At 67.5% G+C, this 12875-nt stretch carries 15 protein-coding genes; 13 read left to right on the top strand and 2 right to left on the bottom strand.

The genetic code is table 11. The features are described from left to right. The first annotated feature begins 4 nt into the window (after positions 1-4). The 10 genes from EZM81_RS11765 to EZM81_RS11810 all read left to right on the top strand — a co-directional run bounded on the left by EZM81_RS11765 (position 5) and on the right by EZM81_RS11810 (position 9588). Complete coding sequence (locus EZM81_RS11765) at positions 5-778, top strand: phosphonate ABC transporter ATP-binding protein (RefSeq protein WP_211195407.1); 774 nt, start codon at positions 5-7, stop codon at positions 776-778. Further along, positions 775-1578 carry a phosphonate ABC transporter, permease protein PhnE gene (gene phnE / locus EZM81_RS11770; protein ID WP_135449967.1) on the top strand — a complete coding sequence of 268 codons (804 nt, stop codon included), beginning with the start codon at positions 775-777 and terminating at the stop codon, positions 1576-1578. The genes EZM81_RS11765 and phnE (EZM81_RS11770) overlap by 4 nt, the downstream gene beginning before the upstream one ends. Further along, positions 1575-2243, top strand: a complete 669-nt coding sequence (locus EZM81_RS11775; protein ID WP_240784076.1) for a class I SAM-dependent methyltransferase — start codon at positions 1575-1577, stop codon at positions 2241-2243. The genes phnE (EZM81_RS11770) and EZM81_RS11775 overlap by 4 nt, the downstream gene beginning before the upstream one ends. Then, positions 2240-3475, top strand: a complete 1236-nt coding sequence (locus tag EZM81_RS11780; RefSeq protein ID WP_135449966.1) for an alpha-D-ribose 1-methylphosphonate 5-triphosphate diphosphatase — start codon at positions 2240-2242, stop codon at positions 3473-3475. The genes EZM81_RS11775 and EZM81_RS11780 overlap by 4 nt, the downstream gene beginning before the upstream one ends. Positions 3476-3490: 15 nt before the next feature. Next, positions 3491-4429, top strand: coding sequence for a lysophospholipid acyltransferase family protein (locus EZM81_RS11785; RefSeq protein ID WP_135449965.1), 939 nt, complete (start codon positions 3491-3493; stop codon positions 4427-4429). Between the two features lie 109 nt (positions 4430-4538). Further along, positions 4539-5357 (top strand): phosphonate ABC transporter ATP-binding protein, encoded by an 819-nt coding sequence (phnC, locus tag EZM81_RS11790; RefSeq protein WP_136645854.1) that lies wholly within the window; start codon positions 4539-4541, stop codon positions 5355-5357. Positions 5358-5394: 37 nt separating this feature from the next. Beyond that, positions 5395-6291 (top strand): phosphonate ABC transporter substrate-binding protein, encoded by an 897-nt coding sequence (gene phnD, locus EZM81_RS11795; RefSeq protein WP_136645855.1) that lies wholly within the window; start codon positions 5395-5397, stop codon positions 6289-6291. A 63-nt stretch (positions 6292-6354) separates the two neighbouring features. Further along, a complete protein-coding gene (gene phnE / locus EZM81_RS11800; RefSeq protein WP_136645856.1) occupies positions 6355-7233 on the top strand; it encodes a phosphonate ABC transporter, permease protein PhnE in 879 nt (292 codons plus the stop codon). Between the two features lie 185 nt (positions 7234-7418). Further along, entirely contained in the window at positions 7419-8747 is a 1329-nt protein-coding gene (phnE, locus tag EZM81_RS11805) for a phosphonate ABC transporter, permease protein PhnE (RefSeq protein WP_136645857.1), read from the top strand. Between the two features lie 172 nt (positions 8748-8919). Continuing rightward, a complete protein-coding gene (locus EZM81_RS11810) occupies positions 8920-9588 on the top strand; it encodes a chloramphenicol acetyltransferase (protein ID WP_136645858.1) in 669 nt (222 codons plus the stop codon). On the opposite strand, the gene phnF is transcribed toward EZM81_RS11810, so the two are convergent. Beyond that, positions 9579-10295: a phosphonate metabolism transcriptional regulator PhnF gene (gene phnF, locus EZM81_RS11815; protein ID WP_135449959.1), complete on the bottom strand. Its 717-nt coding sequence runs from the start codon at positions 10293-10295 to the stop codon at positions 9579-9581. The genes EZM81_RS11810 and phnF overlap by 10 nt on opposite strands. A 118-nt stretch (positions 10296-10413) precedes the next feature. Between phnF and phnG the strand changes: the two genes are divergently transcribed. From phnG to EZM81_RS11830, 3 genes are read left to right on the top strand one after another with little or no spacing between them, the layout of a single operon-like run. Further along, positions 10414-10857: a phosphonate C-P lyase system protein PhnG gene (gene phnG, locus EZM81_RS11820; protein ID WP_136645859.1), complete on the top strand. Its 444-nt coding sequence runs from the start codon at positions 10414-10416 to the stop codon at positions 10855-10857. Continuing rightward, the gene (phnH, locus tag EZM81_RS11825; protein WP_136645860.1) at positions 10854-11435 is read left to right on the top strand and encodes a phosphonate C-P lyase system protein PhnH; all 582 of its coding nucleotides are present in this window, start codon (positions 10854-10856) and stop codon (positions 11433-11435) included. The genes phnG and phnH overlap by 4 nt, the downstream gene beginning before the upstream one ends. Then, positions 11435-12631, top strand: a complete 1197-nt coding sequence (locus tag EZM81_RS11830; protein ID WP_136645861.1) for a carbon-phosphorus lyase complex subunit PhnI — start codon at positions 11435-11437, stop codon at positions 12629-12631. Before phnH ends, EZM81_RS11830 begins: the two co-directional genes overlap by 1 nt. A 2-nt stretch (positions 12632-12633) precedes the next feature. Here EZM81_RS11830 and EZM81_RS11835 read toward each other — a convergent pair whose 3' ends face one another. Then, complete coding sequence (locus EZM81_RS11835; protein ID WP_136645862.1) at positions 12634-12840, bottom strand: hypothetical protein; 207 nt, start codon at positions 12838-12840, stop codon at positions 12634-12636. Positions 12841-12875: the final 35 nt, after the last annotated feature.

Genomic DNA, 12875 nt, shown 5'->3' on the forward strand with positions numbered 1-12875 from the left:
GGCCATGGCCGGTTCCACGTCGGTGGAGCCGGTCCTTGCCGTTGCCGGGCTTCGCAAGACCTTCGGCGACCGCGAAATCCTGTCGGGTCTGGATTTTGCACTGCCGCCCGGTCAATCCACCGCGCTTATCGGTGCAAACGGGTCGGGCAAATCGACCCTTCTGCGATGCCTGGTCCGGCTGGTAGAGCCGAGTTCGGGCCGCATCGAAATGCTGGGCCAGGACGTGACGGCACTTGCACCCCGGGCGCTGCGCCGCTTTCGGGCGCAGGTGGGCATCGTCTGGCAACGCCACAACCTGGTGCCCCGCCTGTCGGCGCTGTCGAATGTCGTCCATGGCGTGCAATCGCGCCTGTCCGGGCCGCGCGCCTGGTTCCAGTCGCTGGCGCCAGCCGAGGTGCGCGCCGAGGCGATGGCTTGCCTGTCCCGAGTGGGCCTCGCCGACCGCGCCTCGGCCCGGGTGGACAGCCTGTCGGGGGGCCAGCAGCAGCGCGTGGCGATCGCCCGGATGCTGATGCAGCGTCCCGTCTTCATCCTGGCCGACGAGCCGGACGCCAGCCTGGACCCCCAGACCGGGCAGGAGGTCATGGAGCTTCTGCTCGGCCTCGTCCGGCAGGACGGGCTGTCGCTTCTGGTGATCTCGCACCGGCTGGAACACACGCTGGCCTATTCCGACCGCATCCTCGGCCTCGCTTCGGGGCGGATCGCGCTTGACCAGTCCACTGCGCAGGCGACGGCGCAGGCGCTGCGCAGGTTCTTCGACCATAAGGTGACTGCATGACCGACACCGCCGTGCCCGCTCCGCCGCGATTTCGCCACCTGGGTCTGCCCGGCTATGTCGGGCTGCTGGTTGTGCTGACACTGGTCGTGTCGTCGTTGGCGGCCACAGCTCCGGCCACCGACAAGCTGGCGCGGGGACTGGCGCGGCTGGTCTCGCCTTCCGGGCTGCTGACGCAGATGTTCCCGCCAGACTTCAGCCGGATCGGGCCGATTTCCTGGAAGCTGCTGGAAACGCTGCAGATGGCCGTGGCGGGCTGCTTCCTGGGGCTGCTCCTCGCCGTACCCTTCGCCATCCTTGCGACCGACCGGCTGTCGCCCCACCCCATCGTCCGCACGCTTGCCCGCGCAATCATCGCGCTGTTCCGCACCGTGCCCGATCTGGTCTGGGCAATCATCTTCATCATCATCGTGGGCCTTGGCCCCGCCGCCGGCGTCATGGCGATCATGGTGGACAAGATCGGTTTCGCCGGCCGCTTCTTCGCCGAGGCGATGGAGGAAACAGATCCCGGCCCGCAGGACGCGCTGCGCGCCATCGGGGCCAGCCGCCTAGGGGTTATCGTCTCGTCGGTCTTCCCCGCCTGCCTGCCGTCATTCACCGCCACCTCGCTGTTCGCGCTAGAGAAATCGGTGCGCGGGTCCGCCGCCCTTGGCCTGGTTGGCGCCGGCGGAATAGGGGTGGACCTGAAGGTCGCCTTCGACCTTTTCAACTATGACGAAGCCCTGGCGATCATCCTGATGATGCTCGCCCTTGTCATCGCAGTCGAGCAGGGCTCGGGCTGGATCCGCAGGAAGCTGATATGACCATGATGACCACCGATACCGCACATCTCTACTGGAACGCCGAATGGCAGAAGGCTGACGGCACCAGCCCCTGGGCCCGGGCAGAGCCCTGGGTGGCCGAACATGCGGCGACGCTGAAACCCGGATCGGACATCCTGGACCTTGGCTGCGGCATCGGGCGGCATGCGCTGGCCTACGCTCGGGGCAGGCATCGAGTGACCGCCCTTGATGCCTCAGAGGCCGCGGTGGCCGCCACCGCATCTGCCGCCTTCGCCCAGGGGCTGAGCGTGGACACCGTTCAGGCCCCAATGACCGACCTGCCCTTTGCCTCGGCCAGCTTCGACCATGTGCTGGCCTGGAACGTGATCTACCACGGGGATGAGACGATCGTGCGTCGCACCCTGGCGGAAATCGCCCGCATCATCAGACCCGGAGGAACCTTCATGGCCACGATGCTGTCGGCCCGCCGCCTGCCCGTGGAACAGGCCCGTGCCCCGGGGCGCGAGATCAGCCGCAACACCTGGGTTTTCGAGGGCCCCGGCGACAAGGTCCATCCGCATTACTTCTGCACCGCTGCCGAACTGACCGGCCTTCTGTGGGGCTTTGAACTCCTCACCCTCTACGACCGTCCACATGAAAAGCCCGGCTCCTGGCACTGGCACCTTCTGGCGGAGCGGCTGGGATGAGCGCGGAGCTGATCGAAGGCGCGACGCTGATCCTGGAGGACCGGGTAGAAACGGGTTCGGTCCGCATCGAGGGCGGACGGATCACCGGGATCGACGTTGCCCGGGACGGCGCCACCGTGCTTCCCGCAAAGGGGCGCATCCTGGCCCCGGCCTTCGTCGATATCCACGGCGATGCCTTCGAGCGCCAGCTGATGCCGCGCCCGGGGGTCATGGTCACGACCGAGGCCGCGCTTCTGGAAACCGACCGCCAGCTTGCGGCGAACGGCATCGCGACCGCCTATCATGCCCTCACGCTGTCTTGGGAACCCGGCCTGCGCAGTGTCGAAACCGGCTGGCAGGTCGTCCGCGCGCTGGAGGGGCTGCGCGGGCGCCTGACTGCGGACAACCGGATCCAGCTGCGCTGGGAAACCTTCTGCCCCGAGGCGGAGCCCCTTATCGCCCATGTCCTTGCCGGTCCAGACCGCCCGGCGCTGGCCTTCAACGACCACACCACCTCGGCGCTGCTGCATCCCGAAATCGCCGTTCACGACCGGCCCTTCGATCATGTGAAGGACTATCCCGTGACCGACATGACGACGGCTGCCTTCATGCAAAAGATGAGTGAACGGGCCAGGCGTTCGCGCATGACCACGGCCGACTTCGTGGAGCTGATCGCCCGGGTCTGGGCGCGTCGGGCCGAGGTTCCGGGCGACATCGCGCGGGTGGCAGCCCTTGCCCGCGCCCATGGTGCCCCGATGCTGAGCCACGACGACAGCCAGGTTGAAACGCGCGACTATTACCGGGCGCTCGGCGCAAGGGTGGCCGAGTTCCCGATGCACGAACGCGTCTTTCTTGCCGCGCGCGCGGCGGGCGACCCGATCGTGCTGGGCGCGCCGAACGCCATGCGCGGCGGCAGCCATCTGGGCAGCCCCGGCGCGGCAGAGATGATCGCGCGGGGCCTGTGCGACATTCTGGCGTCCGACTACTATTATCCGGCCATGCTGGGCGCGGTGACCCGGCTTCACGCCGACCGCGTGGCACCACTGCCGGTGCTGTGGAATCTTGTGTCGCGCAACCCGGCTCGCGCCATGGGCCTGAACGACCGGGGTCGCATCGCGCCGGGCCTGCGCGCCGACCTGATCCTGATCGACTGGCCTGCAGGTCAGCCCCCCGCCCCCCTGCGCACCTTTGTCGCCGGCCGCGGCGGCTATTCCGCCCTGCCGGCCCGGCCACTTGCCGAACCTGCCTTCTGAACCCCCGGAGGCCCCATGTCCGCCGACATCCTTCCCGCCGACTGTTTCACCGAGGACGCCCCCGCCTTTGACCGGGGGCCGATCTCTGCGCCCGTCCATTTCAGCTATTCGCATTCCGGGCAGTCACTGATCCGTCGCAGCCTGATCCGCGCGGTCGAGGTCGCGACGGGCCAACCGAAGCTGAAGCGGCTCTATCTGGACTGGGTGCTGTGCGACAAGCGGCCGGGCGAGCCGGTGTTCGACGCGGCGCTGCGCAAGCTGAAGATCCGCCCCCGTATCGTCGGGGGTGCCCGCAATCTTGCCCGCGTTCCACAGTCCGGCGGGCTACTTCTGGTGTCGAACCATCCCTTTGGTGTGGTGGACGGGCTGACGCTCGGGCATCTGGGGATCAGGCTGCGCGGCAATGTCCGCATCCTGACCAACAGCCTTCTGTGCCGGGTGCCCGAAATGGACCCCTACCTTCTGCCGGTCGACTTTTCAGGCACGCCCGAGGCGCGGCGGCTGACTGGCGAGACGCGGCGGCGTGCGGCAGAATTGCTGGCGCAGGGCCAGGTTGTGGCGATCTTTCCGGCAGGGGGCGTGGCGACCGCAAACAGGCCACTGACCGGTCGGGCGGTGGATTCACCCTGGCATCCCTTTGTGGGTCGGCTGGCGACCGTGCCGGGCACCACGGTCCTGCCCGTGCATGTGGCCGGACAGAATTCCCGTCTGTTCCAGATCGCAAGCCACACCTCCTACCCGCTTCGGGTCGCACTGATCTTTCACGAAACCTGCCGCCGGATGGGCCGACCGGTGGACCTGACCATCGGCGCGCCGGTCATGGCCGAGGAACTGCGGCGCCTGCCCCGTGATCAGGTTGCCCCCGACCTGCGGCGGCGGACCATGGCGCTGGCAACACCAGCACTGGCCGACCCCGACGAGCACTACGTCTGGCCGCGCCATATCCGCTGGTAAGCCCGGTTGCAGCCGGCACAAGCCCCGCGTCATGCAAGTTTCACACAAGGTTTGATGCAGTGTCACACGGCGCAGCTACGACCCCGGCAACGCAAGGCGGGGGAGACCGATGCTGGATGTGCAGGGCGTGACGCGGATGTTCGGTCAGAAGGCCGCTGTGGACAATGTCAGCTTTCGCGTCGAAGGACCTGCCTTTGTGGGCATCATCGGCCGGTCCGGCGCGGGAAAATCCACCTTCCTGCGGCTGATGAACCGACTGATTGACGCAACTGGAGGCGAAATCCGCGTCGAGGGCCGGAACGTGCTGGCGCTGAAGGGGGCCGAGGCGCGGGCCTGGCAGTCGCAATGCGCGATGATCTTCCAGCAGTTCAACCTGGTGCCGCGAATGGATGTGGCCTCGAACGTGCTGCACGGCATCCTGAACCGCCGGTCCACGCTGCAGACCATGTTCAACCTCTGGCCCCGCGCCGACATCCTGAAGGCGCTGGAGATCCTCGACCGCCTCGGCATCGCCGAGCAGGCCCCGAAGCGTGCCGAGGCGCTGTCGGGCGGCCAGCAGCAGCGCGTGGCCATTGCCCGCGCCCTGATGCAGGACCCGAAGATCATCCTGGCCGACGAGCCCATCGCCAGCCTCGACCCGATGAACGCCCAGGTCGTCATGGACACCCTGAAGCGGATCAACGTCGAGGACGGGCGCATGGTGATCGCGAACCTCCACACGCTCGACACCGCGCGGCGCTATTGCGACCGGGTGATCGGCATGCGCGACGGCCGCATCGTGTTTGACGGCACGCCCGGCCAGCTTTCCACCGGCGTCGCGCGCGAGATCTACGGTGCCGACGACAGTTTCAACGAGGCCGCCACCTCGACCTCGATCCCCACCGACACCGCAGCCGACCGGTCCTACGCCGACCTGATGCTGTCGTGACCACCGGCCCCCAAGGCCACAATCCCATGGAGCGCCCATGCAAAAGCTGCTGACTGCAACCGCCCTGACTGCCGTCCTCGCCTCGTCGGCGATGGCCGAAGGCATCAAGGAATTCAACATCGGCATCCTCGGCGGCGAGAACGCCCAGGACCGCCTGGCCTCAAACGAATGCTTCCGCGCCAAGATCGAGGAAGCGTTGGGCGTGCCGGTGAAGCTGTTCACCCCGGCCGACTATGACGGCGTGATCCAGGGCCTGCTGGGCGGGTCGCTGGACTATGCCTGGCTGGGCGCCTCGGCCTATGCCAAGATCTACCTGACCAACCCCGAAGCGGTCGAGGTGAAGCTGACCAAGCAGAACACCGACGGCTCGACCGGCTACTACTCGATCGGCTTCGCCCGCGCGGATAGCGGCATCAAGACGATGGATGACGCCAAGGGCAAGGTCTTCGCCTTCGCTGATCCGAATTCGACCAGTGGTTATCTGGTGCCGGGCGCCGAACTGACCGAAAAATACGGCAAGCTGGAAGACTACTTCAAGGAAGTGAAGATGTCCGGCGGCCATGAACAGACCATCGTCGGCGTCGCCAACGGCGACTTCGACGCCGGCGTAGCCTGGGCCGACGGTCTGGGCAACTGGGAAGACGGCTACAACTCGGGTGCCTTCCGCAAGGCCGCCGACGCGGGCCTCGTGGACATGAACAACCTGGTCGAGATCTGGCGCTCGAAAATTATTCCGGAAGGCCCGATGGTGGTGCGCAAGGCCCTGCCGCAGGACGTGAAGGACCAAGTCACCCAGCTGACCGCCGACCTGTGGGAAACCGACAAGGAATGCGCCTATGCCGTCGCCGCGGGCGAGGCCAAGGACTTCGTGCCGGTGAAGCACGAGGACTATCTGGGCATCATCGCCGCCCGCAAGCTGCAGGAAGGCATGTAAGCCACCCACCGGTCGGGCCCCGAAGCTCCCCGGGGTCCGGCCTTTTCATTTCCGGATGATCCAATGGTCGATGTTGCCTTCGGCCCGGAGCGCGGCAAGCGCCCGGACCTGTCCGACAACCGCGAAGTCTATCTCGAGATGATCCGCCGCAAGCGGATGTATGGCGGCATCCTCATGGTCATCTTCGTGGCCCTGATGTCCTCTGGCTGGTGGTTGGCCGACAGCCGGAATGCCGGTGGCTTCTGGCAGGGGCTGCATCAGGTCTTCGATTTCCCTGCCGAGGTGCTGTCCGAAGCCTGGCAAAAGCGTGCAAACCTGCCGGCGATCTTCTGGGAACATGTTCCCGCCCTGATCGAGACAGTGAACATCGCCGCCGTGGCGACTCTGGTGGGCGCGCTGGCAGCGATGGCGCTGTCGCTCTTGGCGACGCGGGGCCTTGCGCGCTGGCCGCGGCTGATCCCGGTCTTCCGCCGCACGATGGACGCACTGCGAGCGATCCCGGAGATCGTCATCGCCCTGGTGCTGATCTATATCCTCGGCGGCGGCCCGGTGCCCGCCGTCATCGCCATCGCGCTGCACACGGGCGGCGCGCTGGGCAAGCTGTTCTCGGAAGTTGCCGAGAATGCCGACCTGAAACCTGTCGAAGGCCTGGCCTCGGTGGGCGCCAACTGGTCGCAGCGGATGTGGCTGGGGGTGATCCCGCAGGTCGCACCGAACTGGCTGTCCTATGCGCTTCTCCGCTTCGAGATCAACGTGCGCGCCTCGGCCATCCTGGGCTTCGTGGGCGAGGGCGGGATCGGCCATGACCTGAAGATCGCAATGCAATGGGGCCAAGGCCGCTATGACCAGGTCGTCGCGATCTTCCTGCTGCTGTTCCTGACCATCGTCCTCATCGACCGGGCGTCCGACCATTACCGCCACAAGCTGGTGAAGGGGCATTGACCGATGCAATACTGCCCCTCCAGAGCCCGCCGTCCGGCAGGCGCCCCCCACCCCCATCCCCTCCCCACGCAGGGGGAGGGGAGCCACCCGGCCCGTCCCCGGCCCTTCATTCGCCATCCCGCGCCTCCCTCCCCCCGCCTGGGGGAGGGATGGGGTGGGGGGGCCGCCAGCCCGGAGCTTGACGCATGACCGATGCCACCCTTGCCGGCCCCGCGCTGGCCGAGACCGTCACCCGCGCCTTCGACCGCAAGCGGCGGCTCGCCTTTGCCATTCCGGCCGCCATCCTTGCCTACCTTGTCTATGCCGCGATCAGCTTCGACATCGCGGGCCTGATGGCCCGGGCGCGTTTCGACAATGCGGCGATCCTTCTATCCGACTTCTGGTCGCACAAGACCCATGTCACCCGCGACAACCGCACGGGCAATCTGACCGTAGCCATCGAGGGCGAGGCCAAGGCCACCTACCCCGAAGGCCGCCTGCCCGACTGGGTTACGGTCGCGGACGATGTAACGACCATCGACCTTGGGCAAGGCCACATCGTCACCTACGACACGAACGGCGCCCGCTATGTCGTGCCCGGCTACGGCACCATCGACATCCGCGAGGAGGGCGGCCGCCCGGCCCTCACGGCGCCTGAACCGATTCCCGACTGGATCAGCGTGGGCGATAACCGCATCGGTGTCACCACCGATGCCGGCCGGTTCACCTATACCCGGTCCAAGGTCGAGACCTTCAGGTACCAGCCCGGCTGGGAGCTGTGGTTCTTCACCCTCGACAGCCCCCTTTACGGCAAGTCCTTCGGCGAACTGGCCGCCCTGGCCGTCTCGGTCGAAAGGCTCGATCCGGCGCGGTCGAACCTGGCGCTGATCGCGTCGGAGTTCTGGACCAACAGGATGTGGCGCCACGGCGATGTGGCCTGGGCGATCTTCGAAACGATCCTGATGGCCTTCCTCGGCACGATGACGGCCGCGATCATCGCTTTGCCGCTGTCCTTCCTGGCTGCGCGCAACTTCATGGCCTTCGGACCCCTGCGCTTTGCGGCGCGGCGGGTGTTCGACTTCGTCCGCGGCGTGGATGGCCTGATCTGGACCATCGTCCTGTCCCGCGCCTTCGGTCCCGGACCGATGACCGGAGCCATCGCCATCGCGATCACCGATACGGGCAGCTTCGGCAAGACCTTCTCGGAAGCTCTTGAGAACATAGACGAAAAGCAGGTCGAAGGCGTCCGCTCCACCGGCGCCAACGCCGTCCAGCGCGCCCGCTTCGGGGTGATCCCGCAGGTCATGCCGGTTCTGTTGGCGCAGGTGCTCTACTATCTCGAATCCAACACCCGCAGCGCGACCGTCATCGGCGCCATCGTCGGTGGCGGCATCGGCCTTCTTCTGACACAGGCGATCATAACCCAGAAGGACTGGGAGGAAGTGGCATACTACATGGTCCTGATCGTGCTGATGGTCATGCTGATGGACAGCCTCTCGGGCTGGATCCGCCGCAAGCTGATCAAGGGCGAATGACTGCGCGCTTGCTCATTGCCAAATACTCTCAGGGGGTTCGGGGGCAGAATGCCCCCTTCGCCTCAGCCGGTCGGGCCGAAGGCACCGAGGCCAGATACAAGGCTTGCGCCTGCGAAGCCGCGCGATTGCCCACACTTTGCCCCACGCGAAAACCAGCGGACTCACACTTGAGATGACTGCCATCAGCCCGTTACCCACCGAACCGCAGCACTCGCACCGGACCGGCCCCCTCCTGTCACCCGACGGGGCGGTAATCCACCCTTCGGCACAGGTTGCGAATTCCAGCTTCGCCCCCTGGACCGAGGTCGGCGAAGGCTCGCGCATCCTGAATTCCACCTTCGAGGCCTATGCCTATTGCGACCGCTTCGCCGACATCGCGAACACGACCGTCGGCCGTTTTTCCAACATCGCCGCGATGACGCGGATCGGGCCGACCGACCACCCCTTCGCCCATGCCGCGCAGCACCATTTCCTTTACCGTTCCTCCTATTACTGGGAGGACGCAACCGATGACGACGCCTTCTTCGCCGCCCGCGCAGCACGGCGCACCAGTCTGGGCGCCGATTGCTGGATCGGCCATGGGGCGATCGTCAAGCCCGAGGTGACGATCGGAATCGGCGCCATCGTCGCCGCCGGTGCCGTTGTGACAAAGGATGTGTCCCCGTTCACGATCGTCGCCGGCTGCCCCGCCAGGCCCATGCGCAAACGTTTTGCGCAAGACGTGATCGACCGGTTGCTTGCGCTGGCCTGGTGGGACTGGCCGCACGAAAGGCTGCGCGCCGCGCTGGCCGACTTCCGCGAATTGCAGGCCGAGGCATTTCTCGAGAAATATCAGGGCTGATCTGCCGCCACGGTCAGCGTCACCCGATCACCGGCAAACCAGGTCGTCCCCTGCTCGACCGGTCGGCCTTCGGCATCCACGTTCACTGCTTCACTGCGCAGCACAGGGGCACCGGCCTTCACCTGCAAGGCCAACGCCAGAACCGGGTCGGCGGCCTCGGCTCTGATCCGCGTCTCGAGCCGCATGTAGTCTGCCAGCCCGCAGGCCGACAGCGCCCGCGTGATCGAAGCCTCGGCCCGGATCGCCTGTGCCAGGCCGGGGAAGCGCGCGGCCGGGAACACCGACCGAAAGGCCGCCAGGGGCTGGCCGTCTGCCAGTGAAAGGCCTTCCACCACCAGGACCGGATCGCCCGGCTTCAGCCACAGCACCCGTGCTTCGGCTGCATCGCATGGCCGCGTCTCGCTGCGTGTGATCTGCCGCGAAGGGGTCTGCCCGGCCGCCAGCACATTGTCGTGAAAACGCACCCGCCGACCCAGCCGGTAATGGGTCGGCCGTGCCGTCACGAAGACCCCTGCCCCCCGACGTGCGTGTACCAGCCCCTCTTCCGCCAGCGTCGCCAAGGCATGGCGAACCGTATGGCGGTTCACCCCGAACCGGGCCGACAGCGCTGCCTCGGTCGGCAATCTGCTGCCAGGTGGATAATGCCCGCCCGCGATTTCCGCTCGCAGTGTGCCGGCAATCGCTGACCAGATCGTGTCACGCGGCAAGTCTGCCTCCTGTCATGGAAAATTCACAAATCTCCGGTTGGCCAAGGGCCGGGTCTGCGTTAGGATTTGTATAGTTGTATAGAATACTGGACAACCCCCTGAATCTGTCGAGATCGCCATGCCTTCTCCTGATGCCGAAGCCCGACGGGCCTGGATTGCGACACTGGCCAAGGCGCCCCCCGCCCGTCTGGCCGAGCTGATGCCCGAACTGCCGCCGCACGACGTGCTGCGGTCACCCGAGATTGGCGCCGTCATGGTGCGGGGGCGCACGGGGGGCACAGGTGCGGCCTTCAACCTGGGCGAGATGACGGTGACGCGCTGTTCGGTGCAGCTTCCGGCCGGGCCGGTGGGCCATGCCTGGGTGCAGGGCCGCGACAAGGCCCACGCCCGTCGCGCCGCGGTGATCGACGCGCTGATGCAGACCGAGGCCGCGCCGGCCCTGTCGGCCCGCATCCTCGCCCCCCTCCGGACGGAGGCCGAGGCCCGCCGCGCCGCTCGTGCCGCGAAGGCTGCCGGGACGAAGGTCGAGTTCTTCACCATGGTCAGGGGAGAGGACAAATGACCGCCGCCCAGCCTGCCGACGCGCTTTCCGGCGGCTTCGCCGATGCCCCCGTGCAATCCGCCCGCGCCTTCCGCGAGATCCTCGAGGCGATGGCGCGCCCCGGCACGATTCGCCGCGTCGCAGGGGCGGAACCTCCAGCGCCGCTGTCTGTCGCGGCGGGGGTGGCGCTTCTGACGCTCTGTGATCCGACGACGGGGCTGCATCTGGCGGGTGCCGCCGATTGCCCCATGGTGCGCGACTGGGTGGCTTTCCACATTGGCGCGCCGCTGGTCGCCGCCGAGGCAGCGGATTTCGCGCTGGGCACCTGGGAGGCGCTGCAGCCCGTCACCCGGTTCCGCATCGGCCAGCCGGATTATCCCGACCGGTCGGCCACGCTGATCGTCGAGATGGAGAGGCTGGTCAACCACGGCCCCGCCCTGACCGGCCCCGGCATTGAACTGGCCACTTGGCTGAACCTGCCCGAGACGGCGGCCTTCCGTGCCAACCGCGCGCTGTTCCCGCTGGGCTTCGACTGCCTGTTCACCGCCGGCGACCGGATCGCCGGCCTGCCCCGGTCCACCCGCGTGGAGAAGATCTGATGTATGTCGCCGTCAAGGGTGGCGAACGCGCCATCGACAATGCGCATGGCTGGCTGGCCGAGGAACGCCGGGGCGACCGCGCGGTGCCCGAACTGACTATCCCGCAGATCCGCGAGCAGATGAAGCTGGCCGTCAACCGGGTCATGGCCGAGGGCTCGCTCTACGACCCCGACCTCGCCGCGCTGGCGATCAAGCAGGCCCGCGGCGACCTGATCGAGGCGGTGTTCCTCATCCGCGCCTATCGCACCACGCTGCCGCGCCTCGCCGGGTCGCGCCCCGTGGACACGGCCGCGATGGCGGTGGACCGGCGGATCAGCGCCACGTTCAAGGACCTGCCCGGCGGCCAGGTGCTGGGGCCGACATTCGACTATACGCATCGCCTCTTGGACTTCGCTCTGATGGCCGAGGGTGAGCCCCCCACCCCCATCCCCTCCCCACGAGGGGGAGGGGAGGTTCCGGGCGCGGCGGCCGGGCAAGAGGCGCCTCCCNTTCCGGGCGCGGCGGCCGGGCAAGAGGCGCCTCCCTCCCCCCTGGTGGGGGAGGGAGGGGGAGGGGGGGCACCCCGCGTCCCCCATGTCACGACCTTCCTGAACCGCGACGGGCTGATCGAGGAAGCGCATCCCTCTGATGCCACGCCCCCCGACCTGACGCGCGAGCCGATGGAACTGCCCGCCGACCGCGCCCTGCGCCTGCAGGCGCTGGCGCGGGGGGACGAGGGGTTCGTCCTCGGCATGGCCTATTCCACCCAGCGCGGCTATGGCCGGACCCACGCCTTCGTCGGCGAATTGCGCATCGGCCGGGTGGCGGTGGAGGTCGATATCCCGGAACTGGGTTTCGCCGTCGAGATCGGCGAGATCGAACTGACCGAATGCGAGACAGTGAACCAGTTCAAGGGCTCGAAGACCAAGCCGCCGCAGTTCACCCGGGGTTACGGGCTGGTGATGGGCCAGTCGGAACGCAAGGCCATCGCGATGAGCCTCGTGGACCGCGCGCTCCGCTGGCAGGAACTGGGCGAGGATTTCACAGGTGCCCCGGCGCAGGACGAGGAATTCGTGCTGATGCACTGCGACAACATCCAGGCCACGGGGTTCCTCGAACACATCAAATTGCCGCACTACGTCGATTTCCAGGCGGAGCTGGAACTGGTCCGCCGCCTGCGGGCCGAGGCGCAGACCATGCAGGAGGCGGCGGAATGACCCTAGTCGCCCCCGCCTCCGCCGGCATCGCAGCTGGCGCTGGCATCACAGGTGGCGCCATCGTCTGCCCCCGCCATTGTCGCGCCCCCGTCGCCCCCGTCGCCCGACTTGCCGCGGCGCCGTTGCCGGCCATACACCGCCGGCTGACGCATCGTCAGCAGACCGACAAGAACCGTGCCGACCGCTGCGGCGAGCGCGATCCAGAGCATTCCCTGCCTCCTTCCCCGGCCTTGCCCCCCTGCAG

Origin of the sequence: Tabrizicola sp. YIM 78059 (genome assembly GCF_004959785.1) — a bacterium.
In the GTDB taxonomy this organism is placed as follows: Bacteria; Pseudomonadota; Alphaproteobacteria; order Rhodobacterales; family Rhodobacteraceae; genus Tabrizicola; species Tabrizicola caldifontis.